22 protein-coding genes are annotated in these 22,456 nt (G+C 65.9%); 6 read left to right on the forward strand and 16 right to left on the reverse strand.

Annotated elements, in window-relative coordinates; translation table 11 throughout:
* Window positions 1-50: 50 nt before the first annotated feature.
* The 16 genes from M8523_RS10310 to M8523_RS10385 form a co-directional block, all read right to left on the reverse strand.
* Window positions 51-1,001 (reverse strand): LysR family transcriptional regulator, encoded by a 951-nt coding sequence (locus M8523_RS10310; RefSeq protein WP_282584773.1) that lies wholly within the window; start codon window positions 999-1,001, stop codon window positions 51-53.
* A 140-nt stretch (window positions 1,002-1,141) separates the two neighbouring features.
* Entirely contained in the window at window positions 1,142-2,287 is a 1,146-nt protein-coding gene (gene argE, locus M8523_RS10315) for an acetylornithine deacetylase (protein ID WP_282584774.1), read from the reverse strand.
* A gap of 26 nt (window positions 2,288-2,313) precedes the next feature.
* Window positions 2,314-3,594: a flavin-containing monooxygenase gene (locus tag M8523_RS10320; protein ID WP_282584775.1), complete on the reverse strand. Its 1,281-nt coding sequence runs from the start codon at window positions 3,592-3,594 to the stop codon at window positions 2,314-2,316.
* Between the two features lie 177 nt (window positions 3,595-3,771).
* A complete protein-coding gene (locus M8523_RS10325; RefSeq protein ID WP_282584776.1) occupies window positions 3,772-4,446 on the reverse strand; it encodes a DUF1028 domain-containing protein in 675 nt (224 codons plus the stop codon).
* The gene (locus tag M8523_RS10330; protein ID WP_282584777.1) at window positions 4,443-4,868 is read right to left on the reverse strand and encodes a RidA family protein; all 426 of its coding nucleotides are present in this window, start codon (window positions 4,866-4,868) and stop codon (window positions 4,443-4,445) included. The genes M8523_RS10325 and M8523_RS10330 overlap by 4 nt, the downstream gene beginning before the upstream one ends.
* 216 nt (window positions 4,869-5,084) lie before the next feature.
* Window positions 5,085-6,383 (reverse strand): histidinol dehydrogenase, encoded by a 1,299-nt coding sequence (gene hisD, locus M8523_RS10335; RefSeq protein ID WP_282584778.1) that lies wholly within the window; start codon window positions 6,381-6,383, stop codon window positions 5,085-5,087.
* Window positions 6,384-6,760: 377 nt separating this feature from the next.
* Window positions 6,761-6,910: a hypothetical protein gene (locus M8523_RS10340; RefSeq protein ID WP_282584779.1), complete on the reverse strand. Its 150-nt coding sequence runs from the start codon at window positions 6,908-6,910 to the stop codon at window positions 6,761-6,763.
* Window positions 6,911-7,170: 260 nt separating this feature from the next.
* A complete protein-coding gene (locus M8523_RS10345) occupies window positions 7,171-8,235 on the reverse strand; it encodes an alpha/beta hydrolase family protein (RefSeq protein ID WP_282584780.1) in 1,065 nt (354 codons plus the stop codon).
* Window positions 8,236-8,420: 185 nt separating this feature from the next.
* Complete coding sequence (locus tag M8523_RS10350; protein ID WP_282584781.1) at window positions 8,421-9,542, reverse strand: helix-turn-helix domain-containing protein; 1,122 nt, start codon at window positions 9,540-9,542, stop codon at window positions 8,421-8,423.
* A gap of 258 nt (window positions 9,543-9,800) precedes the next feature.
* Window positions 9,801-11,717, reverse strand: coding sequence for a methyl-accepting chemotaxis protein (locus M8523_RS10355; protein ID WP_282584782.1), 1,917 nt, complete (start codon window positions 11,715-11,717; stop codon window positions 9,801-9,803).
* 627 nt (window positions 11,718-12,344) lie between these two features.
* The gene (locus M8523_RS10360; RefSeq protein ID WP_428350254.1) at window positions 12,345-12,476 is read right to left on the reverse strand and encodes an aldehyde dehydrogenase family protein; all 132 of its coding nucleotides are present in this window, start codon (window positions 12,474-12,476) and stop codon (window positions 12,345-12,347) included.
* Between the two features lie 485 nt (window positions 12,477-12,961).
* Window positions 12,962-13,831, reverse strand: coding sequence for a shikimate dehydrogenase (locus tag M8523_RS10365; RefSeq protein WP_282584783.1), 870 nt, complete (start codon window positions 13,829-13,831; stop codon window positions 12,962-12,964).
* A 58-nt stretch (window positions 13,832-13,889) separates the two neighbouring features.
* Window positions 13,890-14,336, reverse strand: coding sequence for a type II 3-dehydroquinate dehydratase (gene aroQ, locus M8523_RS10370; RefSeq protein ID WP_282584784.1), 447 nt, complete (start codon window positions 14,334-14,336; stop codon window positions 13,890-13,892).
* A gap of 31 nt (window positions 14,337-14,367) precedes the next feature.
* Window positions 14,368-15,690, reverse strand: a complete 1,323-nt coding sequence (locus M8523_RS10375) for an MFS transporter (protein ID WP_282584785.1) — start codon at window positions 15,688-15,690, stop codon at window positions 14,368-14,370.
* Between the two features lie 95 nt (window positions 15,691-15,785).
* Window positions 15,786-16,589, reverse strand: a complete 804-nt coding sequence (locus M8523_RS10380; RefSeq protein ID WP_282584786.1) for a sugar phosphate isomerase/epimerase family protein — start codon at window positions 16,587-16,589, stop codon at window positions 15,786-15,788.
* Window positions 16,586-17,326, reverse strand: a complete 741-nt coding sequence (locus tag M8523_RS10385) for a GntR family transcriptional regulator (protein ID WP_282584787.1) — start codon at window positions 17,324-17,326, stop codon at window positions 16,586-16,588. The genes M8523_RS10380 and M8523_RS10385 overlap by 4 nt, the downstream gene beginning before the upstream one ends.
* A gap of 548 nt (window positions 17,327-17,874) precedes the next feature.
* Here M8523_RS10385 and M8523_RS10390 point away from each other — a divergent pair.
* The 6 genes from M8523_RS10390 (at window position 17,875) to M8523_RS10415 (ending at window position 22,431) form a co-directional block, all read left to right on the forward strand.
* Window positions 17,875-18,768, forward strand: coding sequence for a dioxygenase family protein (locus M8523_RS10390; RefSeq protein ID WP_282584788.1), 894 nt, complete (start codon window positions 17,875-17,877; stop codon window positions 18,766-18,768).
* Between the two features lie 7 nt (window positions 18,769-18,775).
* Window positions 18,776-19,558 (forward strand): 2-oxo-hept-4-ene-1,7-dioate hydratase, encoded by a 783-nt coding sequence (hpaH, locus tag M8523_RS10395; protein ID WP_282584789.1) that lies wholly within the window; start codon window positions 18,776-18,778, stop codon window positions 19,556-19,558.
* Between the two features lie 94 nt (window positions 19,559-19,652).
* Entirely contained in the window at window positions 19,653-20,426 is a 774-nt protein-coding gene (locus M8523_RS10400) for an aldolase/citrate lyase family protein (RefSeq protein ID WP_282584829.1), read from the forward strand.
* Window positions 20,423-21,196, forward strand: a complete 774-nt coding sequence (locus M8523_RS10405; RefSeq protein WP_282584790.1) for a transporter substrate-binding domain-containing protein — start codon at window positions 20,423-20,425, stop codon at window positions 21,194-21,196. Before M8523_RS10400 ends, M8523_RS10405 begins: the two co-directional genes overlap by 4 nt.
* Entirely contained in the window at window positions 21,175-21,510 is a 336-nt protein-coding gene (locus M8523_RS36730) for a hypothetical protein (protein WP_428350259.1), read from the forward strand. Before M8523_RS10405 ends, M8523_RS36730 begins: the two co-directional genes overlap by 22 nt.
* A gap of 75 nt (window positions 21,511-21,585) precedes the next feature.
* Window positions 21,586-22,431: a 3-oxoadipate:acetyl-CoA acetyltransferase gene (locus M8523_RS10415; protein ID WP_282584791.1), complete on the forward strand. Its 846-nt coding sequence runs from the start codon at window positions 21,586-21,588 to the stop codon at window positions 22,429-22,431.
* Window positions 22,432-22,456 lie beyond the last annotated feature (25 nt).

Raw genomic sequence — 22,456 nt, forward strand, 5'->3', positions numbered from 1 at the left:
CTGGCTGTCACGTGCTCCCGAAGGCTTTTGCGTCCGGCGGCCAGGGTCGCTCAGCCACTCGCCGGACGCGCCTCGTATTGGGGGGCCACCATACCCGAGATGTAGCTGTCCGAAACGAAGGATTCGCAGTGGGTCGCAAAGGCGCGTACGAGTTGGGTCTGCTCCAACGCTTTCAGGGTGGCGGAGCCAACGATCATCGGGCGATGTGTCCCGGCCAAGCGCACCCGAACCACCTTGCGGCCATCGAGGGCGACATCCGACCGCGGCCGGACATTGAACAGCGTGTAGCCATAACCGTTCGCCACCATGGTCCGTATCACCTCCTGGTGCGCCGAACGTGTCACGATATTGGGGCTGAGCCCCTCCTTGATGAACAGGCTCAGAAAATACTCGCGGCTGAGCGGCAGGTCGAGAAGGATCAGCGGTTCGGCCTCGAGCTCCTTGAGGGTCAGGGCCGAGTGGCGCGCAAGCGGGTGGCCGTCGCTCAGCAGAACATGGGGCGGCAGCCGGGCGAGCGGACGAAAGTCGATGTCGGTCGGCAACTGCAGATCGTAGGTCAGGGCAATGTCGATCTGGGACCGCCGAAGCCCTGATAGAAGCTCTTCTTGATTGCCTTCAACATGCCGGACCCGTGTCGCCGGAAACGACTGGGTAAAGGCATGCGCCAGTTCTGGCGCCAGCATCGGGGCAAGCGTCACCATGCAGCCGAACGACAACGTGCCGCGGATCTGCCCGTGCGCCTCGGAGGCGCAAGTATAGAGCCCCTCCACCTGGGCGATGACCTTCTTGGCCTCGAACAACATGCTTCGTCCGGTCGGCGTGAGGGACAGCCCTTGCGCGTGATGGCGGATGAAGAGCTGGACGCCGAACTCCTGTTCGAGATGCGAGATCGCGGCCGAAATCGACGGCTGCGAGATGTGGACACGCTCGGACCCCAACGTGATGCTGCCCGTTTCGCCAGCTGCGATGAAATACTCGAGCTGACGTAGAGTGAAACGCACGAGGCCCTGATCTCCATCGGCCGGTACGCCCCGCCAACGCTCGGGCCGAGGGGCCCCTCAAGGCTGGCTTTACACGGTCTCACCCGTTCTGTCGCGACGGGCGTCTCTGGGCAGGGTCGACCACAGTGCCCGAGCGAGGCTCAAAGGCAGCGTTTGAGCAGTCGCTCCATCATTCGATCGCAGGCCTCGAGCTGATCGAGCGCGATGAACTCGTCGGCCTTATGACCCTGGTCCATCGAACCCGGACCGCAGACCACGACCGGTACGCCGAGCTGTTCCGTGAACAGCCCCCCTTCGGTGCCGAACGCAACCTTGCTGGTCTCGGGCTCGTCCACGAGACCTTCGACGAAGCGCACCACCTCGGCGTCCGGTGGAGTGGCGAGACCTGGATATCGATTGAACACCTCAATGCGGATGTCGGCCTGGGGGAATGCCCGCCGGTTCCGGTCGGAGATCGCCGCGGCCGCATCCATCAGCCCGCCCAGAATGGCCTCGCTGTCGTCCTCCGCGATATTGCGGATCTCGAAATCGATCGTGCACCGGTCCGGGACGATGTTGAGCGCCGTGCCGCCGGCGATGCGACCCACGTGGAGGGTCGAATAGGGGACATCGTAGTCCGGGTCGCGCGCACCTTCCCGCGCGAGATCGTCTTGCCGCGTGCGCACGGCCGCCACGAAATCGCAGGCGAGGTGGATGGCGTTGAGCGCGCGCGGCGCAAGCGCCGAATGGGCTGCGACGCCGCAGCAGGTTGCCCGTGCGCCGATCTTGCCTTTGTGACCCGTCGCGATCCGCATGGACGTGGGCTCCCCCACGATGGCCAACCGGGGCTGCAAACCGCGCGCCGCAAGACTTGCGAGCATCGGCCTGACCCCGACGCAACCTGTCTCCTCGTCATGGCTGAAGGCGAGGTGGATGGGCGTGCGCAACGTCGCCTGGGCGGCGTGATCGACAAGTCGCAGGGCAGCTGCCAGGAAGCCCTTCATATCAGTCGTCCCACGCCCGAAGGCCCGCCCGTCATCTAGCGTCAGGCGGAACGGATCGGTGGTCCAGGGCTGGCCGTCGACCGGCACCACATCCGTGTGGCCGGACAGCAGGATGCCGGGTATGTCGGCGGGGCCAACGGTTGCGAACAGGTTGGCCTTGCGTCCGGCCTCCGCCTCGAACAGCTCCGCTTGCACGCCGCGTGCGGCGAGATAGTGCCTGACGAACTCGATCAGCGCGCGATTGGGGTCGCGGCTGACGGTGGGAAACGCCACGAGGCGATCGAGGAGCTCGAGCGTGGTCATGCGTTCTCGTCTACGGGAGGAGGTGTTCAAGCGACCTTGTCGACGGGTTGGGACAACGGAGGTGGCTCATAGGCTAGGTACTTGGCCTGGGTTGCGATGCGATCGGCCAGGTACTTGGCATCGTGCCAGACACCCCAGATGAAACTCGAGCCGCGGCGCGTCTGCCAGGGTAGGCCCAGGAAGAAGATGCCGGGCTCCGATCCGACGCCGCGCGTCTGCTTCGGCAAGCCGTTTTGGTCAAGCACTTCGGGAGGGAGCCAATTGTAGTCGACCGAGTAGCCGGTGGCCCAAAGGATCGACGTGATGCCGGTCTGCCGAGGATCGAGCGTTCGGATCAGGTGGGTGAGGCAGTCCGGGTCGGGCCCGATCACCCGAGCCTCGGGGTCGGGGGGCAGATCAAGGCCGTTGCGGGCCACATAGGCGTCGGCCTCGTCGAGCAGTCCCAGGTAGTTGGCGTCGCCCCCAGCGATGTTCTCGCGGAGATCGCCCGCAAAGGTCAGCAAGCCGCCATGGTACGTTTCCGTGCGCCCGAGCAACACAATGCCGGCGGCCGCGAGCCGCCGAAAGTCGATCGTTTCGCCGCCGTGGGCACCACTCACCGCGATCGTGACATGCTGCATGTTCGGACCCGGCGACTCGAGATCCCACTTGCCGAGCACGCCGAGCCACCAGCAGAAATCCCGGCCCCGGTAGGCGCGGGGTGGACGCCCGTGCGGTCCAACCGACAAGTAGACGCGTCGGCCTGCGCGCAGCAGCTCATCGGCGATTTGCACGCCCGACGAGCCCGCCCCGACGACCAGGACGGCGCCGGCCGGGAGCTGCTTCGGATTGCGGTAGTCGGCCGAATGCAGCTGCGTGAGGCCGGCCGCATCCGGCACGACCGCAGGCCGGACGGGGTTCTGGAAAGGACCCGTCGCGGCCACCACGTTGAGCGCCTCGACAATGCCTTGAGATGTCTCGACCATGAAGCCCGGACAGCCGGGCCGACGATGCACCTTGCGCACTTCGACACCGCAGCGGACCGGTGCCTCAATCATCTTTGCATAATCGACGAAATAGTCGGCGACCTGCTCCTTTGTCACGAAACTGTCGGGATGGGCGTCGGCGAAGACCATGCCGGGAAAGCGGTCGTGCCAGGCCGGGCCGTTGGCTACAAGCGAGTCCCAACGGCCCGAGCGCCAGCGCTCGGCGATGCGGGCGCGTTCGAGCACGAGGTGCGGCAGGCCATGCGCCCGAAGATGCTCGCTCATGGCCAGTCCCGCCTGGCCGGCGCCGACCACGAGCGTGTTGATCTTGTCGACTGACATTGGTGAGACTTCCTTCCTGAGCGATCCGGGACGCCCGCGGGTCCGGAAGACAGACCGTGCCGGATGAGGGCCAGGGCGCCTGATCTGCCACCAGCGTAGCGGATGCGGCCAGCCCGGAAAGCAGGGTTAACCGAAACCGCGCGTCGGTATTTCCGAGGCGGCAGGCCTGGCGCCGAATTACAGATCTCCCGGCACCCCGTAGCTCGGCGCACCCGTCGGATGAAGAGCGCGGATCACATAGGCGTCGAGTTGAGGCTGGTACAGAGCCCAGAGCGCCTCGACACCAGCAATCGGGCAATCCTGCGTCCAGTCCACCCGCAGATCCGCCACGGGCCAGGACACGGCATCGACGAGTTTCAGACCCGCCGAATGGATCGGCCCGGCTTCGCCGCCGCGGGCGAGGCCCGCCCGCATGGCGAGAAGCAGGCGATCGCCCAGGTGGCCCTGCGAGGCCTCGAAGCTCTCCACCATGGCGGCCGGCACCTGCGGGTCCGCCAGGAGGTTGCCGCCGCAAGCGACGTTTTCGCCTTCGGCGCTCGCCCACACCCCAAGCGCCCGCGGTCCGGAATGGGTCGCGGTCCGCCCACGGTTGTCGACCGCCAGCACCTGCCGATAGTCCATGTGCTCCGTCGAGCCGCGCAAGGCCGCAATCGCCTGCTCGGCACTCGCCCCGAGTGCCATCAGGTCGAGCACACGGGGGCCAAGCGCCGGGTCGGTGATGTTCTGGCTCGCCACCGCCCCGACGCCCGCCCGCGCATGGGCGCAACGGGCTGCCACCGCAGGCGACGATGACGCGACCGCCATTCCAAACCAACCTGTCTCGGCACAGCGCGCAACGATCGAGAATGTCATGGACGGGCCTCGGGTATGACCGCGATCGCGTCGACCTCGACCAGCCATTCCGGCCGGGCGAGGGCCGAGACCACGATGCCGGTCGAGACCGGGAACACGCCCTTCAACCACTTGCCAACGACGCGATAGACCGCCTCCCGGTAGCGCGGGTCGACGATATAGATCGTGATTTTGCAGATGTGCTCAAGCTCGGAGCCGGCTTCCCTCAGCAGTGTGGCGATGTTGGACATCGCCCGCTCGGTCTGCCCCGCGGCATCGCCGATCGCCACGCTTGCGGCCGTGTCGAGGTCCTGCCCGATCTGGCCGCGCACGAACACCATGGTGCCCCGCGCCACCACGGTCTGGCACAAGTCGTTGTCGAGCTTCTGCTCGGGATAGGTGTCCTTTGTGTTGAAAGGTCGAACGCGTGTATGGACCGTCATGGGGCACGTCTCCAAAGGCGAGCACGGGTGGAGGTCGACCCTGAAGCTCAGCATCCCATAGATGTGCGGCAGGTCGCCACCATGCCGCAAGACGGCAATTGCGTTGCATTGCTTTGCAAAATCCTCGGAACTCGTCGGGAGCTGGGGCGCGGGATACAGGCCCCGGATCCGATGCCTCATCCGCGATGATCGCCGCCGCGGCTTGAGCCATCCGGGTCAGTCAGCGAGCAACTGCCCTTTGCTGAGCCGGAAGGCGGCGGCGCGGCGATGCCCTTCCATGCCCTCCGTCGCGCTCTGCCTGATCGCTGGGGGCGCAACCGCGGCCACGCCGCGCTCGTCGAGCCACAGATGGGTGCAGATCTTCACGTAGGATCCGACCCAGAGGCCCCCCGTGTAGCGGCCGGCCGCCATGGTGGGGAGCGTGTGGTTCGTGCCGCAGCACTTGTCGGAGTAGACCACACTGGAGAGCGGGCCGATGAACAGCGAACCGTAGTTGCGCAGGACCTTGGCCGTGGCGTGCGGATCGCGGGTGTGAACCTGCAGATGCTCGGCCGCGATGAAATCCGAGTAGCCGATCATGGCCTGCTCGTCGGCGCAGACCACGATCTCTCCGTAATCGCGCCAGGCTTCGCCTGCGACGTTGGCGGTCGACAGGGTCTTGAGCTGACGTTCGACCTCCACGAGCGTAGCCTCCGCCAGGGCGCGGTCGGTCGTGATGAGCCCGACCCGGGTCCGCACGTCGTGTTCGGCCTGGGCCAAGAGGTCGGTCGCGATCATCTCCGGGTCGCCGGTCTCGTCGGCGACCACGAAAATCTCGCTCGGACCGGCCAACTGGTCGATGCCGACGGGGCCGAAGACCTGCCGCTTCGCTTCGTTCACATAGGCGTTGCCCGGGCCGGCGATCTTGTCGACAGCCGGGACGCTCTCTGTGCCGAAGGCCATCGCGGCGATCGCCTGCGCGCCGCCGATCCGGAAGATGCGGTCGGCGCCGGCCAAGTGGCAGCCGGCGATCATGGCCGAGTGGGCGCCCGGGGGTAGACAGGCGATCACCGTGTCGCATCCTGCGACCTTGGCCGGAACGATAGTCATCACGGGCGCCGAGAGGATCGGGTAGCGGCCGCCGGGCACATAGGCGCCGATCGTCTCGATCGGGATCACCCGATGGCCGAGGTTCAGGCCCGGCAGCGCCTCGATCTCGAGCGGCAGCATCGTGGCGAGCTGCGCCTCCGCAAAGGCACGCACGCGGGCGATGGCGAACTCGGTGTCCCGGCGGGTTTGCGGGTCAAGGGCCTCCAGCGCCGCATGGCGGTCGGCCATGGACACCTCGAACTCGGGCACGTCGGACTTGTCGAAAACCTTTGAATACTCGCGAACGGCCGCGTCGCCCCGCGCGCGGACGGCGGCAAGAACCTCCTTGACCGTGCCCTCGATGGCGACGTTGTCGACCTCGGCGTCGCGCTTGGATGTTTTGACGTATTGGATCTTCGCTCTCAGCGACATAGCCGACACCTGCATGGGACACTCCGATCGAGAACAGCCTGCACCCTCTCGGGAATGCCACGACACATCAACTTGTGAAACGCGTATGGTGAGAATTCTGCACAGACGCGGTCGGCACGCAGCTGGACGCGGTGAGGTCCACGCGATCGAACCCAACACCATGAATGTCTCGGGAGCGCTCCGCTCCAACACGTGCGCCGGGTCTCGCATGGCTCCGACAGCGCGCATGCGCTCGCGGCCAGCGCGCGCCAGCTGACCAGCGACGCAGAAGCCGAGCAGATGGATGATTCTCATCGCGCTGATGTCGCTGTCGAAGGCCCAGGTGCTGCGGCCCTCGCAAACGATCGTCCAGGTCGCGAGGTCCTTGAATGCGCCGCAGGTGGGATCGCTGATCAGAAGGATGCGATTGTCGCTGGTCTTCGCCGCTTCCAGAGCGAGGCGAGCGGCGGCGTGCGGCTGCGGAGGTCGACCGCGACGACGAGGTCGTTCCTGTTCATGTCGGTCAGGTACTCGGACAGGGTCTCTCCGGCCACCATCAACATGCAATTCGAGCTGGGGCCGCACGGGTCGCGCTGGCACAGGCCTTGATGGCTGGCGCCTGCGACCTGGCGCTTACGGAAGGGTGCATGCTCAATAGTCCGGTGGCGGGCCTCGGCGCGGCAATAGCTGCCGTAGCCTCGGACCGTCTTGCTCCACGTCCAGCAGCCGTGCTTCCGTGAGCCCCTACTGGGCGTCCGGACTCACTAATGTTCGCTGTCTGATAAGCGCGACAGAACCGTGGCCCTGAGGCGATGCCATCCCTTCATCTGACGATCGTTACCAGGCTCCGGCGGATGGTCGCTTCGACCATGTCGACCAATTGCGCATGGATCGCCCGACGCGACGGTCCCGCGCCGTCCGAACAGATCGGCTCTTCGATACCTTCCGACGCGGCGGCTTCGGCGGCACCGGGCTTGCACTCGCCGAACATGCTGAAGTGGCTGGCATCCTTGATCACAGCGTACTGGGACCTCGTGATTGCCTTTGCGACATCGGCGGCTTGCGCCGTCACGGGGATTTCACCCGGCCGCCCAAGGTTCACCAGATCGACGGGGATGCCGATCTTCGACAGCGAGCTCTTGTCGAAGACATCCGCCGGGGCCGGATCGATCGCGATGGCAAATCTGATACGCTCATCGCGATGGTCGCGACCGGCATCGTGCATGTCCATGGTGTGGAGATCGACGCCGCTCTGCCGAACCCAGCTGCAGAGAGATGGATTGCGGGCATCCACATCGCAGTAGGCCGCCAGGAGCTGCGGGTCGAAGCGGGCCCCTGCCAACGCCAGCGCGGTACCGCCGCCCATGGAAAGCCCGAGGACGCCGATCTGGTTCGGCGCAAGATGCCGCTCGAAGAGGCTGGTTCGCCCCATCGCATCCAGGGTCAGCGTGATATCGGCCGGGCGGAGCCAGAGCTTCATGGTCTCGGCGGCGGATCGGTTTTGACCTCCGTTCCCGGGATGGGTCGGAGCCGCCACAATGAAGCCACGTTGCGCCAAGGGCGCTGCGATCCAGCTCAGCGCCTCGGCGCTTCCTGCAAGCCCTGCCCCATGCGACAGAAGCACAAGCGGGAAGCGGCCATCCGCGATCGGCGCGTCCAATCGGGCCGAGGTGCCGCGGAAAAACGGAGTGTCTCCCAAGACGATCTCCTCACCGCCGGGAGCCGCCGGGTACCAGACGGTGACATCGAGAGGGCGTCCGCGCTCTGCTGAGGGGACCTCTCGCCTGTAGACGCCCACACCCCTCTTGGCGGTCTCAGCCTGAGGCGCGCTTGATGCCAGAAGCGCGATGCTCCCGAACGCCGCCAGGACCAGCTTTCGAAATCCCATCGCGTTGCCCTCCGATCCGCGGTCGTCGTCGAACGCAACCCGCCGCGATCTTCCGGATGCGGGTTTGGTTCACAGGAGAAGGGATGATCGTCAAACTCGCCGGACGCGTCCTCGAACGTGTTCCTGGACGTCCCGGATCATGATTGAGAACGGTCGGATACCAAGTCCCGCCTTCGGGAATGGAGTCAGGATGCGGGGCTCGCCCGCCGCGCAATCGAGACAGCTGGAGCCTCGCCCCCTAAGCGTCGATACGCGCTCGGCGTCATGCCGGTCACCCTTTGAAACTCGCGGTGGAAGTTCGACTTCGTGCCGAAACCAGCCTCCATCATGATCGAGGTGATCGGATCGACAGTCGCCAGGAGACGCGTCCTGGCATCATCGATCCGGTACTCGTTGATGAACTGCGAGACGTTGCGGCCATGGACGCGGTTGATGGCGCCCGAGATTCTCCTTGCGGGAATGCCGGCACGGCGCGCCAGTCGCTCCAAGGTCAGATCCGGATCGCGATATAGGAGGTGTTCGGACATCAACACGTCGATCCGGCGAAGGATCGACGTATCCTCGTCCAAACCCACTTGTGCGAAGGACGGAGCGATTGTAGCGCCTGCATCCTGCGATGGGTGCGAAGCCGGGGCAACTTCCGAAACGCCTGACATGAGGCTGTCCAGGATCAGTTCGGTCTCCGGTCGGCTCGCATCGGCCAACGTCGCAGCGTATCCGGCAGCGGCCAGCCACAGAACGCTCGCTACGGTCAGGATCGCTGTCGTCTGCCGAGCATCACCGAAGGCGAGGGCGAGTGACACGCCGGCATCGACGAAAGCTGTCAGAATGAGCAGCAGGGCGACTGCGACCAGCGCCTTGTGGGCGGTTGTGCTATCTCCGAGGCGCGTCGCAGAGAGGCCGTCCGGACCCCACTTGGCGGAATGAAGAAGCGCAACCCCGTATCCGAGATAGATCGCAAAGAGTACGATATCGATCGGAGACCGCCATAGGGCGACAAGAGCGAGGACAAACGCCGCCGGGACGAGATGGAGCAAGAGTACGGACGGCGTCGCCGCTTCTCCGCGACGAAGCTCCTTGAAGGCCATGAAGGCCAGCGCAGGCAGGACGGCGGCGACGACCGGCTGGATGAGCCGTGTCGACTGCCACCCAACGCTCCAGTGCAGACCCGATAGGAACGCCTGGACGGCCGAGACCGCCACGAGCCAGCCGAAGAGACCAAACGTCTCCCTATCCTGCCGCCCCATCCTGACGAGGACCAGGCAGAGGACGAACGAGACGACGAACGGCAACGGGATCGATGGCATGGCGAACACGTACCATGGTTCGACGTCCTGCACCCCCGCGGAGCACACCACGAAGATCTGATTTCGCTTTCAAATCCCCTGAACCCGACGGTCTTAAGGCCATCCAATCACGCCGTTCGATGTGCCGACTGAAAGGGGTCTGTCATCAGAAAAAGGTCTGGTTTGTGGTGCTCTCGAACCGGCTCGCGCTATCCAGGGCCGGCATAAGGTCCGACCCCCGTTATCCTTCAGCACCCGTCGATGCGGTCGTGGCCGAGTTTAGAATTCCTCCCAGCTGTCGCCTGCCGGAACAGCCTCATGCTTGCGGGCAGCGCCTCCCGCGGCGGCCACCTTCAGGCGAGCCGCCGTCGCACCTGAGCGAGAGGTGCCGCGGTATTCGGACGATCTTCCTTCGGTGATCTCGAAGCGGCCAACCAGTTGCGCCAGTTCCCCTGCTTCCTTGGCCAACGAATGGCTTGCGGCCGTCGATTGCTCGACCATGGCGGCGTTCTGCTGCGTGACTTGGTCCATCTGGTTGATCGCCGTATTGACCTGATGCAACGCCGTCGCCTGTTCTTGGGTGCTGGTGGCAATGTCGCTCACGACATTGTCGATTTCAGCCACTTGTCCGACGATCCTCTTCAGAGCCTCGCCTGTTCTATTCACGAGCCCGACGCCCGCGCTCACCTGCTGACTGGATGTCGCGATCAGCGCCTTGATTTCCTTGGCGGCCTCGGCCGAGCGTTGCGCAAGCGCGCGAACCTCCGAGGCAACCACGGCGAAGCCACGTCCCGCTTCACCGGCCCGCGCCGCCTCCACGCCTGCGTTCAAGGCAAGCAGGTTGGTCTGAAACGCGATCTCGTCGATGACGCCGATGATTTGCGTGACCTGCTGTGAAGATTTCTCAATGGCGCTCATCGCCATGACGGCGTTGTCCACCACCTTGCCGGAAGCTTCCGCGTCCGATTTGGTGGTAGCCACCACCTCACGGGCATGGATCGATCCTTCCGAGGTCTTCCTCACTGTGGCGGTGATCTCGTCCAGAGCCGCGGCCGTCTCTTCAAGGCTTGCGGCCTGCTGTTCGGTGCGGCGCGCCAAATCATCCGACGCTGTCGAGATCTCCGTGGCGCCGGAGCGCATCGCGTGCGTGTTCCGGGCCACGATCGTCACTGTTTCTTCGAGCTTCGACAGAGCGCCGTTGAAGTCGACCCGGAGCTTCTCATAATCGGCGGCGAAGCGGTCTTCGATCCGGTACGTGAGTTGTCCGGTGGAAAGACGCTCGAGGCCGGTCGCAACGGCGCCCACGACCAACGCTTGTTCCGCAGCCGCCTTGGCACGCTCGGCTTCCGTCTTGGCCAGCACCTGTTCGGCCATATGACGCGTCTGTTCAGCAGCCGCTTCAGCGGCCTTGAGCTTGAGCCCATTGTCCTTGAAGACCCGGACGGCGCCGGCCATCGCGCCGACTTCATCCTTGCGGTCTGTTCCTTCCACAGAAACGTCGAGGTCTCCGGCCGCCAACCGACCCATGGTCCGGGTCAGTGTCGAGATCGGGGTGGCAATTGTGCGGGTTAGCAGCCAGCCGAAGCTAACGGCAAGGAAGGCGCCAAAGACGGTGCCGACGATCATCGACCATCGTGCCAATGCGGAGGCCCAGTCTTTGGCGGCTGTGCGGGCTGTGAGAAGCCCCCGTTCCATCGCATCGGTCTCGTGCATCAGGCTTCGTATGCTGTCCATGGCGGTCTTGCCCGCGCCAGACGCCTCCATGGCGCGCGCTTGATCCCGGGTTGCCGGGTCACGTGCAAGCCTGATTTCCGGCTCCGCAACCTGTGTTTTCCAGGCTTCGGAAAACGTCTTGATCTGATCGAGCCGCTTTTGCTGCACAGGATTGTCCGATGTCAGCTGCTTCAGGGCGTCGAAAGCCTGTGCGAAATGTTCCTGACCGTCTTGGTAGGGTTCGAGAAACTTCTGATCGCCGGAGACTAGAAAGCCTCGGACCCCGGTCTCCTGGTCGATCATGCCAGCCATGGCTTGGCTCACCCGCTCAAGCACTTCATAGGTATGCGTATTCCAGAAGGTAGCGGAATCGACGTCGTTGAGGCTTTTGATGACGACACCGCTAAGCACCATCAGAACCAAAAGCACGCCAGCGAAGGATAGCGCCAGTTTGCGCCCAATTCCAATATTAGAAAACAGCATTTTTGACCTCTGGGGCAGCAACGGATCGGTGGCGTCTAATTCCGCAATAACAGCCGCTTTCTTTCGAGTCTGATTCAGGGTTAAGAAAACGACAGGTAGGCCGCTCTGCTCAAAAGAGAAAACGTCAGCAGGACAATCCACTTGATATATGAAAATCGCGTACACTCTCCGGCGATTCGACTTCGACGGATGGATCAGGGAACAATTGATATTCGAGATGCTTTCCAAATTCCAAATGTACGCGATCGGCAGCATCGCCTCGGGGGTCGCCCGGAAGTGGCTCGAGTTCTCCGCACAGGTTCTGCGGCTGGATTAATGGAACGTCGCCGGCTTTAAGCAGACGCGACTGTGCAAACCCGCCGAACTTTCCGCGCCTGTTCATATGCAGGCGACTTCTCGACCGAGATACGTCCCAAGACCAAGCACGATGCGCCCGGTCTCATTTGAACTTAACCTCCAGAAAGGCCAGCCGCCGCGATCAAGGCTTGGCGCACGGGCCCGAAAGCCGCCTTCTGGGAGATGAAGGCGGCTGTTTGGCTTTCCGAAACGAATGTGACCACGGTGCTTTCCCCTTCAGAGGACTGGATTTCCGCGTCGCGACAACCGCCCGGGGCAGACAGGGCGGAATTATCGGTAAAACCCGAGAACGGCCTTGGTTTCCAGATAATCTTCCATGCCTTCACGCCCATATTTCCGGCCGTTGTCCGAATGCTTGTAGCCGCCGAAGGGGGCATTGCCGCGCCAGCCACGTGCGCGCATAGCCTTCGACCACCTCCTGATGCACGGGCGTTTCGGCTGTGGCACACCCTTCGGGCTGGAGGTGGCGGGCTGGCAAACGGCCGACACACCCTTCCATCTTGACGTAACGGGCGAGAAAGGCAGCCTTGGCGGTCCGCCGCGCGGCATCCAGTCGAGCCGCATCGGTCTTTCACGGGATGGGGAACGGCAGAGCGTCGACGAGGATATCCAGAACGGATCGTCAAACGTCACCGATTTCGATCACGCCGCCAGCCTTACCCGCCTGATCGAGGACGTGCTCGAAACCTCCGAAAAAGCGCTCAGGCGACCGGTGGGAATACGTGGTCGAGCGATAGAAGGGACTGATCCCGCTAGAGTTCCATGTTGGCTGAGAGTAGCCGAATGGCTTCCGCCCCAAGAGGCCGTGGGACGCCGATCGAGGCTTGCTCTGAACCAGACGTTCCAAACCGCTCCGTGACAGCGAGTTTGGACATAAATGGCACCTGTTACAAAACTTCGCTCATTGATTGAAACTGTAAAGTCATCCGCTCGGCATCCGGTTCACGATCCGTGAAGAGGCGGAAGGCCGCCACGGCCTGGAACACCGCCATACCGCCGCCGTCGATCGTGCGACAGCCGAGTGCGCGGGCGCGGCGGAGCAGTTCGGTTTCCAACGGGAAGTAGATCACCTCGGCGACCCAGAGATCGGGCCGCAGGAGGTCTGCGTCGATCGGAAGGCCGGGGTGGGCGTCCATGCCGATCGGCGTGGCGTTGATGAGACCGGTTGCCTCTGCCATCGCGGAGACGCGATTCATACCCGCGATGGCGCGGCCTTCCCCGAAGTGCTTCGTGAGATTGGCCACGACCGCGGCGGCCCGTGTCGGGTCGATGTCGAACACCGTCAGGCGCTCGACGCCCAAGGTCAGCGCCGCATGGGCCACCGCCGCCCCTGCCCCGCCGGCACCGAGCTGCACCACCCGTTCCATCCGGGCGCCCGCCATCTTTGCACGAAATGGCTCGGCGAAGCCCGACCAATCCGTGTTTTCACCGATGCGGCGGCCGTCGCGGAACAGCACCGTGTTGACGGCGCCGAGCGCGCGGGCATCGTCGGACAAGTCGTGGAGGTGCGGGATTACCGCCTGCTTGCAGGGGTGGGTGATGTTCAACCCGTCGAAACCCGCGCGCTCGCAGCCCGCGAGCAGGTCCGGGAGGGCCTCGACGCCGAGGCCGAGCGCCGCGAGGTCGATGAGACGGTACACGCACCGCAGGCCCTGCGCCTCGGCCTCGCGCATCTGCATCTCGGGGGTTCGCGATGCCTGGATGTTCTGGCCGATCAGTCCCAGGAGGACCGACGGCGCCCGGCCGTATCTGCTCATTGATGCACATCCCTCGACATCGGCGCGCCACCGCGAGAGGCGACGCTGGCCGGTCGGTTCAAGCCTTTTCGTCGATCAGGCGGGCGAGACGCCGCAGCGCCAAGCCGTAACCCTGCGTGCCGAAGCCGGCGATCACGCCATCGGCCCGCAGCGAAACATAGGAGTGGTGGCGGAAGGACTCGCGCTTGTGGACGTTCGAGATGTGGACCTCGATCACGGGACCCTCGAAGGTGTTCAGCGCGTCGAGGATCGCCACCGACGTGTGAGTGAAGGCGGCCGGGTTGATGGCGATGCCGCCGGCCGTTTCCCGGGCCTCGTGGATCCAGTCCACGATCTGCCCCTCGTGGTTGCTTTGCAGGAAGCGCAGCTCGAGGCCGAGTTCGGTGGCGAGCGTTCGGCAGTCCACCTCGACATCGCCCAGGGTCTCATGCCCGTAAATGTGTGGCTGGTGCATGCCGAGCAGGTTGAGGTTCGGCCCGTTGAGGATTGTGACGAGGCGGCTCATCGTTGGCTCCCTGTCTCTGTCTCGAAGCGGCTCAGCCCACCGTGTCCAGCTCGATGCGGTGGATGTCGCCGAGCAGGAACACGTAGGAGAGCGCGCCGACCGTCGCCACGCCGCCCACAAAGGCGAGCGCCCCGACGAAGGATCCGGTGGCCGACACGATGAAGCCGATGACGAGTGGCGTGACGATGCCGGCGAGGTTGCTGGCGAAGTTGAACAGGCCGCCCGTCAGGCCCATGAGCGGCTTCGGGGCGATGTCGGAGATCACCGTCCAGCCGAGCCCCACCATGCCCTGCCCGAAGAAGGCCAGCGACAGGATGGCGATGACGGCACTGTCCGAGTCGACGTAGTTGGCCGTAACGATGCAGGAAGCGAGCAGCAGGCCGAAGATGATGGGCGACTTGCGGGCGATATTGGCGGAGCCCGTCTTGCGGAACAGCCGATCCGACACCCACCCACCAGCCATCACGCCGATGGCGGCCGCAATGAAGGGCAGCACGGCGAAGAATCCGACTTTCACCCAGCCCATATGGCGCTCGGTGGCAAGATAGGTGGGAAACCAGGTGAGGAAGAAGACCAGCGTGGCATTGCCGGCGAACTGTCCGATAGAGGCACCCCAGATCTGGCGATAGCCGAGCAGGCGGCGCACGTTGGCCCACGCGAAGGGTACGCGCGCGGCATCCTTCGGCGCGAGGCCGCCGCCGGCCGCGATGTAGTCGAGTTCCGCCTGGTTGACCGAGAGGCTCTCGTGCGGCTCGCGAAAGCCCATCCACCAGACGGCGGCGAAGACCAGCCCGGCCACGCCGACCACGATGAACATGGCATGCCAATTGTAGGTCGCCATCAGCCAGAACAGGACCGGACTGAAGAAGGCAAGGCCGATGTATTCGCCCACCGTGTAGGTACCCGTGGCGGTGGCGCGCTCGGCCTGCGGAAACCAGGTGCCGACGATGCGGCTGTTGGCTGGAAAGCAGGGCGCCTCTGCTACGCCGAGGCCCAGGCGGAAGAACAGCAGGGAATAGAGGCCGGCCGAGAAAGCCTGCAAAAGGGTGAACAGCGACCAGAAGGTGATCGACAGGAAATAGGTGATCTTGGAGCCGAAACGGTCGAGGAACACGCCGCCGGGGATCTGGCTCGCCGCATAGGTCCAGGCGAAAGCCGAGAAGACCAAGCCCATTACGGCTGCGTCGATGCCGAGGTCGGCGCGCAGGGCCGGGGCGGCGATGCCCAGCACCGTGCGGTCGAGGTAATTGATCATGGTACCGACCGAGATCAGCGCCAGGATGCGGAAGCGCGCGCGGCTGCGCGTTGCCGTCGGCGGGGCCCTGACCGCGGCTGGTGTCGAGATGATGGTCATGGTGTCCTCCCTCAATATCGTTACTTTGTGTGCGTGGTTGACGCCCTCTTGTCGGGGCGTTGAACGGTGGGGCCGGCCGCCGGCCCGGAGTGGTGTCAGGGCGGCGGCGCCTCCAGGAGCCGGCGCGCGGCGTCGAAGATGTCCCGCGCCCGATCCTCCGCCGGGCGGCCGTCGTCCATCGGCACCTCGACCGAGAGCGCAACGCCCGGCGGCAGCGCGGCAAGGAGCTCGCGCAGCGGCAGGGCGCCCTCGCCTGGGGGCAGGCGGCCACCGCGCGCTTCCGCAATGATCCCCTCCATGGTCGGGGGGCTTCTTGCGGGTGCGTCGCAGAGTTGGGCGCTCCGGATGAAGGCCGGCGGCAGCGCCGCCACGTCGGCAGGCGTGCCCCCCGTGCGCGACAGGTGCAACGCGTCGACCAGCACGCCGCCCGTCGGACGGCCGACCTCGCGCATCACGGCGGCGGCATCGCCGAGGCTGGCGACGTCCCGCCAAGCCATGCATTCGAGGTCGACGCCCATCCCGTGCTGGGCCGCGACGTCGCACAAGGCAGCCAAGTTGGCGACGAGGCGCGCCCGTTCGGGATCGGCGCCGCAACAACTCACCCGCTTTGCCCCAAACGCGCTGGCGGCGTCGAGCACCGGGGCCAACGCGGCGGCGTCGAACTCCGGCCCGATCACCACGAATTCGAGGTCGCGCACCGCGACGCCCGTTCGCTCCATCGCGTCGTGGAGCGCCTTCGCCTCCAGGCTGCCGTGCGGCACCGCGTAGAGAGGCGCGCCCGGAGCGGCCGGGAACAGGCGCAGGCCAACGAATGCGTAGCCGACGCGGCCGGCCATCGACACCAGCTCGGCCGGCGGCAGTTCGATGGTGGTGAAATGGGCGATCCCGAGGGGCGTCACGGCGTCATCGTCCGCTTGAGGTGGTCGAGCAGCCTTGCGCCGGTGCGTGAGATGTGCTCGCGTAGCTTCGACACCGCATAGGCCTCGTCTCGGGCGACAGCCCCCTGAGCGATCTCCCCGTGCTCCATCGCGACGTTGCGGTCCCCTCCGCCGGCGACGAGCAGGATGCGGCGATACCGGTCGTTGAGGTTGTGCAGCGTGCCGCAGAAGTCGAGCAGCAGGGGCAGGTGGCATCCCGCGATAAGCGTGCGGTGGAAGTCACGATGCGCGGTTTCCCAGGCGGCAAGGCTTGGCAGATCCGCCGGGTCGCGGACTGTGCGGTTGAGGCGGTGCAATGCCCGCATGACCTCGCCTTCCCAGGCGGAGTCGCCGGCCCGGATGGCCGCACCGAGGGCCATGCCTTCGCATTCGACGCGCAGGCGCGTGATCTCGGCAAGGTTGTTGAGCGACAGGGGCGTGACCGAATAGCCGCGGTTGTCGTGCAGCGCGACCAAACCGGTCGCGGTCAGCCGCGCTAGCGCCTCGCGCAGGGGGCTGAGGCTGACGTCGAGCGAGCGCCGCACAGCGTCGAGGTTGATCTTCTGACCCGGCTTGAGATCGCCTGACAGAATGGCCTCGCGCAGGCGATCGACCAGCCGCGTCGCGATCGTGTTCTTGCTGTCATCCGACGGGTCCACGACCCGGATGACCTCTGTGAGGCGATCGGAGACCGCGCTGTCCGTGCCTCCCCCCAGCATAACGCATCTTTCCAATTCCACTGCTGATCCGCCTTCGATAATCGATTATTCAGGAGACCGCAAGTCGACTTGTTCGGCACCTGCGAGGTGAAACGGTGTCGGCGAATGTCGCATGACCGGGTGCCCCCTCGACGCGGGCTAGGCCTTCACGACCGGAACCAGGCGCGGCGCTGAATACGGGCGCCAGGGCCGTCCGCTCTGGCCCCTGCCCTTTCACCAGGAAGGGGGCGATGTCGCCGATCGCCGCCGTGTCGAGGTCGGTCCAGCAGCATGATGCAGAAGCACCTCGCGAGATTGGCAACTGGTGGCGCGAGGACCAGTCTCGATTGAGAAGCGCCTGGACGCCGACGATTCACAGATCCGGCATGGATGTCCTCCTGAACACGGCGAGCTGGGTCCCGTCCTGCGCCGACCGTTGGAACAGCCGCGCCGCGGCTGTTCATGGCCCCTTGTCATACATCCGCGGCGGATCGCGGCGGCCGGAACGGACGAGAGTCGGTTGACAGATAATCGATGATCGGCGATGGGGACTGGCGGGGAGGTGCACGATGGTCATCAAGAACCAGCAGGACGTCACCGAGGCCGTGATCGCCGTGATGGAAAGAACGCACGAACCACGTCTGCGTGCCATCATGGTGTCTCTGGTTAAGCACCTGCATGGCTTCGTGCGCGAGACACGGCTGACCGAGGCGGAATTCCGCGACGCGGCGGCGATCCTCAACGAGATGGGCAAGCTCGCCAGCGACACCCACAATGAGACCGTGCTGATGGCGGGCTCGCTCGGCGTTTCGTCGCTGGTGTGCCTGCTCAACAACGGCGATGGCGGCAACACAGAGACGTCGCAGTCGCTGCTCGGACCCTTCTGGCGGCTGAACTCGCCACATGTGGAGAATGGCGGCTCTATCCTGCGATCGGAGACACCGGGCGACGCGCTCTTCGTCACCGCGCGTGTGGTGGACCAGAAGGGCCGACCCATCGCGGGCGCCGAGGTCGACGTGTGGCACGCCTCGCCGGTCGGGCTCTACGAGAACCAGGACCCCGAGCAAGCCGAGATGAACCTGCGCGGCAAGTTCACCACCGACGCCGAGGGGCGCTTTGCCTTCCGCTCTGTGATGATGATCGGCTACCCGATCCCGACCGACGGCGTCGTGGGGCGTCTGCTGCGCGCGCAGGGCCGCCACCCCTACCGGCCGGCTCACCTCCACGCGCTGATCCTGAAGCCCGGCTTCAAGGTGCTGGTCTCCCAGGTCTACGACCCGAACGATCCCCACATCGACAGCGACGTGCAGTTCGGCGTCACTTCCGCGCTGGTCGGCGCCTTCGTGCGCCACGACGAGCTCCATCCCGAAGACCCGGGCATCGGGACCCCCTGGTATTCGCTCGACTACACCTATCGCATGGAGCCCGGCGAAGCCGTGCTGCCCCGCCCGCCCATCAAGTGAGATCGCCATGCTGACCAACGACCAGCGCCGCGCCGCGGCCGCCTCTTTGCTGAACGCCGAGGTCGAGCGCCGCCCGATCCCGCAGCTCTCCCGCACATATCCCGAGATGGACATCGCCGACGCCTATGCGGTGCAGGCGCTGTGGGCCGAGGCGCGGATCGCCAAGGGCGCGCGCGTGGCCGGCCACAAGATCGGCCTGACGTCGCGCGCCATGCAGATGGCGTCCAAGATGACGGAGCCCGATTACGGCCGCATCCTCGACGACGCGCTCTTCGCTGACGGCGCCCGCATCCCGGCCGACCGTTTCCTGAAGCCGCGACTCGAAGTGGAGTTGGCCTTCGTCATAGGCCAGGATCTTCGCGGGCCGGGCACGCAGATCTACGACGTGATGCGGGCGACGGAGTTCGTGACACCCGCGCTGGAGATCATCGACTACCGGACCGAGGTGCCCCGCGCCATTGTTGACACCATCGCGGACAACGCCGCTTTCGGCCCCATCGTGCTGGGCGGCCGTATGGTTCGCCCCATGGACGTCGACATCCGCTGGGTCGGGGCGACGCTGTCGAAGAACGGCGTGATCGAGGAATCGGGCGTGTCGGCGGCCGTGATGGGCCACCCGGCTGCCGGCATCGCCTGGCTCGTCAATAAGCTCGCGGCTCTCGACTCTGGGCTGGAGAAGGGACAGGTCGTGCTGGCCGGCTCGTTCACGCGGCCGGTCGACATCGCCTCGGGCGACGTGATCCACGCCGACTACGGGCCGCTCGGCGCGATCGCGGTCAGCTTCGCCTAATTGCGGTCAGGTTCGGCTGAGCTGAATGGGGTCCAGAGGGCTCACCCTCTGGCGGGGTTCGGGACGGAGCCCTGAAGCGGAGAAGGACGACGCCATGGACCTGCCGGTGAACCGTTTCAAACGCGCCCTGCGCGAGGGCCGCCAGCAGATCGGGATCTGGTGCTCGCTTCCGGGCGGCACGGCGGCCGAGGTGCTGGCAGGTGCCGGCTACGACTGGGTCCTGTTCGACACCGAGCACTCGCCGGGCGACCCTAGCACCGTGCTGGCGCAGCTCCAGGCCGCGGCGCCCTATTCCGTATCGGCGGTCGTCCGCCCTGCCACCAACGACACGGTGCTGATCAAGCGCTACCTCGATGTCGGTGCCCAGACGCTGCTGATCCCCTATGTGCAGAATGCCGAGGAGGTGCGGGCCGCCACCAGCGCGATGCTCTACCCGCCGGCTGGCCTCCGCGGCGTGTCGGGCTGGACGCGTGCCAACCGCTTCGGCCGCGTGACCGACTGCGCGCGTCGCGCCGCCGAAGAGCTGTGCCTTCTCGTCCAGGTCGAGACCGTCGAGGCGCTTGGCGAGATCGAGGCCATCGCGGCGGTCGAGGGTGTCGACGGCATCTTCATCGGCCCCGCCGACCTCGCCGCCTCGATGGGGTATCCCGGCCAACCGGGTCACCCGGATGTGTCTGCGGCTGTGGAGGACGCGATTCGCCGCATCCGCGGGGCGGGCAAACCCGCCGGCATCCTGACGCTCGACAACGCCTTCGCCCAGCGCTGCATCGACGTCGGCACCCTGTTCACCGCAGTGGGCACCGACGGCGGGATTCTGTCGCGAGGCGCCGACGCCCTGCGGGCCGCATTTCCCAGGGCGGCCCCATGATTGCGATCAATCCCACGGTGGTTCAAGCGCTCGCCCCGAGCGGCACCTTGCGAGTCGCGATCAACACCGGCAACCCGGTGCTGGCCCGCGCGGCCGCGGACGGAGGGCCGCCAACCGGCGTGTCGGTGGACCTCGCCCGCCTCTTCGGCGAACGCCTGGGGCTGCCTACCCGCCTCGTCGCCTTCGCGGCGGCGCAAGGCGTCAACGAGGCACTCGACGCCGACGGATGGGATGTCGCCTTCATGGCATCCGATCCCGAGCGCGCCGTCCGGGTTGCCTTCTCGGCGCCCTACGTTGAGATCGAGGCCAGCTACATGGTGCGGGCCGAGGCGCCCTTCCGAAGCTGCGCCGACCTCGACCGGCCCGGGCTGCGGATCGCCACCGGCAACAGGGCCGCCTACGACCTCCATCTTACGCGCACGCTGCGCCACGCCGCGATCGAGCGGGCGCCCGACCAGGGCGCGGCGTTGCGCCTGTTCGTAGACGGCGGGCTCGACGCCGGCGCCGGCCTGCGCCAAGCGCTCGACGCCTTCGCGAGAGACCGTCCCGGAATGCGCGTCCTGCCGGACCGCTTCATGGCCATCGAGCAGTGCATGGCGGTGCCCCGGACCTGCGGCGTCGAGGCGGCCACGACGGTCGAGGCCTTCGTGGACGACCTCAAGAGGTCCGGTGCCCCGCGTCGCCTCCTGGACTGCAACGGACAGCACGGTTCACCGATCCCGGACGGAACCTCGATACCCCCGGTCCCGTGCGGGGAACTGCCGACCTGATCTCGAGCAGCCGCTTCGTAACCGTGGCGGGGGCCGGCCGCATTCCCTGCGTCGAGCACCCGCGATTCTGGCCGACCTCATCCGCGATCATCTCGCGCAAGCATGTCGGCGGTGACCAGGCCGATACGCTTCTCGGGGCGCTCGTCGTCGACGCCGAGAACGAAGCCTCGTTCTCGGACGCGGCCGAGGCGCGGATGGACCTGGCGCGCTTCACCGCCGGATCGGCCGGCATCTGCTTCAGGCGCTTGTGCATGAGAACGAACGCTCCGGCGCCGCCTGGACGCTCGAATGCACGGCGCTGCCGCCCATGGTAGTGGTGCTGGCGCGGGCCTGCGCAAAGCCCATGGTTTTCTCGACGCCCTCCCCTTCGCCCGACCGGACCCCTCTTCATGCCATCCGACCCTGTCATCATCAGCGTCGCCATCACCGGCTCGGTGCCGCGCAAATCAGACAATCCGGCGCTGCCGGTCTCGCCGACCGAGCAGATCGATTCGACCCATGCGGCCTTCGAAGCCGGAGCCACGCTGGTCCACATCCACGTGCGCAACCCCGACGAGACGCCTTCCTCCGACCCCGCCCTGTTCAAGACCGTGCTCTATGGGGTACGCACGCGTTGTCCAGGCATGATCATCCAGTTCTCGACCGGCGGCCGGGGCCGCAGCCCCGCCGAACGCGCCGCCGCGATCGAATTTCGGCCCGACATGGCCTCGCTGTCGACCGGTTCGGTCAATTTCCCGAGCATCGTCTACGAGAACCAGCCGCCGCTGGTGGATGAACTCGCGGCCAAGATGCAACGCCACGGCGTGAAGCCGGAGATCGAGATCTTCGACCTGTCGCATATCCATGGCGCCAAGCGTCTGGTTGACGCAGGGCTCATGGATCGCCGCGCTCACCTGCAATATGTTCTGGGTGTCAGGAACGCCATGCCGGCCGACCGGCGGCTGCTGGAGATCCTGGTCGAGGAGGGACGCCGCGTGTTTCCGGACGGAACCTGGACGGCCGCGGGGATCGGCCGTCACCAGAACGAGGTCTGCGACTGGGCCATCGCGATGGGCGGCCATGTGCGCACCGGCCTCGAGGACAATATCCGCATCACCAAGGACCGGCTCGCCGCGAGCAATGCCGAACTTGTCTCCGTGGCGGCCGAGGCTGTGGCCCGCGGCGGCCGGCGTGTCGCGACCGCTGCCGAGGCCCGCCGTCTGCTCGGCTTGGCCGAGGTGGCGGGCGAGACCTGACGACTGCGCTGCCGATGGGTTCCGC

The organism is Lichenifustis flavocetrariae (assembly GCF_026130545.1).
Lineage (GTDB): Bacteria > Pseudomonadota > Alphaproteobacteria > Rhizobiales > Beijerinckiaceae > Lichenihabitans > Lichenihabitans flavocetrariae.

Excerpts from the sequence above, each read along its gene's own strand:
- argE (WP_282584774.1), bottom strand. The coding sequence starts at position 2,287 with ATGACCACGCTCGAGCTCCTCGATCGCCTCGTGGCGTTTCCCACCGTC.
- M8523_RS10320 (WP_282584775.1), bottom strand. The coding sequence starts at position 3,594 with ATGTCAGTCGACAAGATCAACACGCTCGTGGTCGGCGCCGGCCAGGCG.
- M8523_RS10325 (WP_282584776.1), bottom strand. The coding sequence starts at position 4,446 with ATGACATTCTCGATCGTTGCGCGCTGTGCCGAGACAGGTTGGTTTGGA.
- M8523_RS10330 (WP_282584777.1), bottom strand. The coding sequence starts at position 4,868 with ATGACGGTCCATACACGCGTTCGACCTTTCAACACAAAGGACACCTAT.
- hisD (WP_282584778.1), bottom strand. The coding sequence starts at position 6,383 with ATGCAGGTGTCGGCTATGTCGCTGAGAGCGAAGATCCAATACGTCAAA.
- M8523_RS10340 (WP_282584779.1), bottom strand. The coding sequence starts at position 6,910 with ATGTTGATGGTGGCCGGAGAGACCCTGTCCGAGTACCTGACCGACATG.
- M8523_RS10345 (WP_282584780.1), bottom strand. The coding sequence starts at position 8,235 with ATGGGATTTCGAAAGCTGGTCCTGGCGGCGTTCGGGAGCATCGCGCTT.
- M8523_RS10350 (WP_282584781.1), bottom strand. The coding sequence starts at position 9,542 with ATGCCATCGATCCCGTTGCCGTTCGTCGTCTCGTTCGTCCTCTGCCTG.
- M8523_RS10355 (WP_282584782.1), bottom strand. The coding sequence starts at position 11,717 with ATGCTGTTTTCTAATATTGGAATTGGGCGCAAACTGGCGCTATCCTTC.
- M8523_RS10360 (WP_428350254.1), bottom strand. The coding sequence starts at position 12,476 with ATGCGCGCACGTGGCTGGCGCGGCAATGCCCCCTTCGGCGGCTACAAG.
- M8523_RS10365 (WP_282584783.1), bottom strand. The coding sequence starts at position 13,831 with ATGAGCAGATACGGCCGGGCGCCGTCGGTCCTCCTGGGACTGATCGGC.
- aroQ (WP_282584784.1), bottom strand. The coding sequence starts at position 14,336 with ATGAGCCGCCTCGTCACAATCCTCAACGGGCCGAACCTCAACCTGCTC.
- M8523_RS10375 (WP_282584785.1), bottom strand. The coding sequence starts at position 15,690 with ATGACCATCATCTCGACACCAGCCGCGGTCAGGGCCCCGCCGACGGCA.
- M8523_RS10385 (WP_282584787.1), bottom strand. The coding sequence starts at position 17,326 with ATGCTGGGGGGAGGCACGGACAGCGCGGTCTCCGATCGCCTCACAGAG.
- M8523_RS10390 (WP_282584788.1), top strand. The coding sequence starts at position 17,875 with ATGGTCATCAAGAACCAGCAGGACGTCACCGAGGCCGTGATCGCCGTG.
- hpaH (WP_282584789.1), top strand. The coding sequence starts at position 18,776 with ATGCTGACCAACGACCAGCGCCGCGCCGCGGCCGCCTCTTTGCTGAAC.
- M8523_RS10400 (WP_282584829.1), top strand. The coding sequence starts at position 19,653 with ATGGACCTGCCGGTGAACCGTTTCAAACGCGCCCTGCGCGAGGGCCGC.
- M8523_RS10405 (WP_282584790.1), top strand. The coding sequence starts at position 20,423 with ATGATTGCGATCAATCCCACGGTGGTTCAAGCGCTCGCCCCGAGCGGC.
- M8523_RS10415 (WP_282584791.1), top strand. The coding sequence starts at position 21,586 with ATGCCATCCGACCCTGTCATCATCAGCGTCGCCATCACCGGCTCGGTG.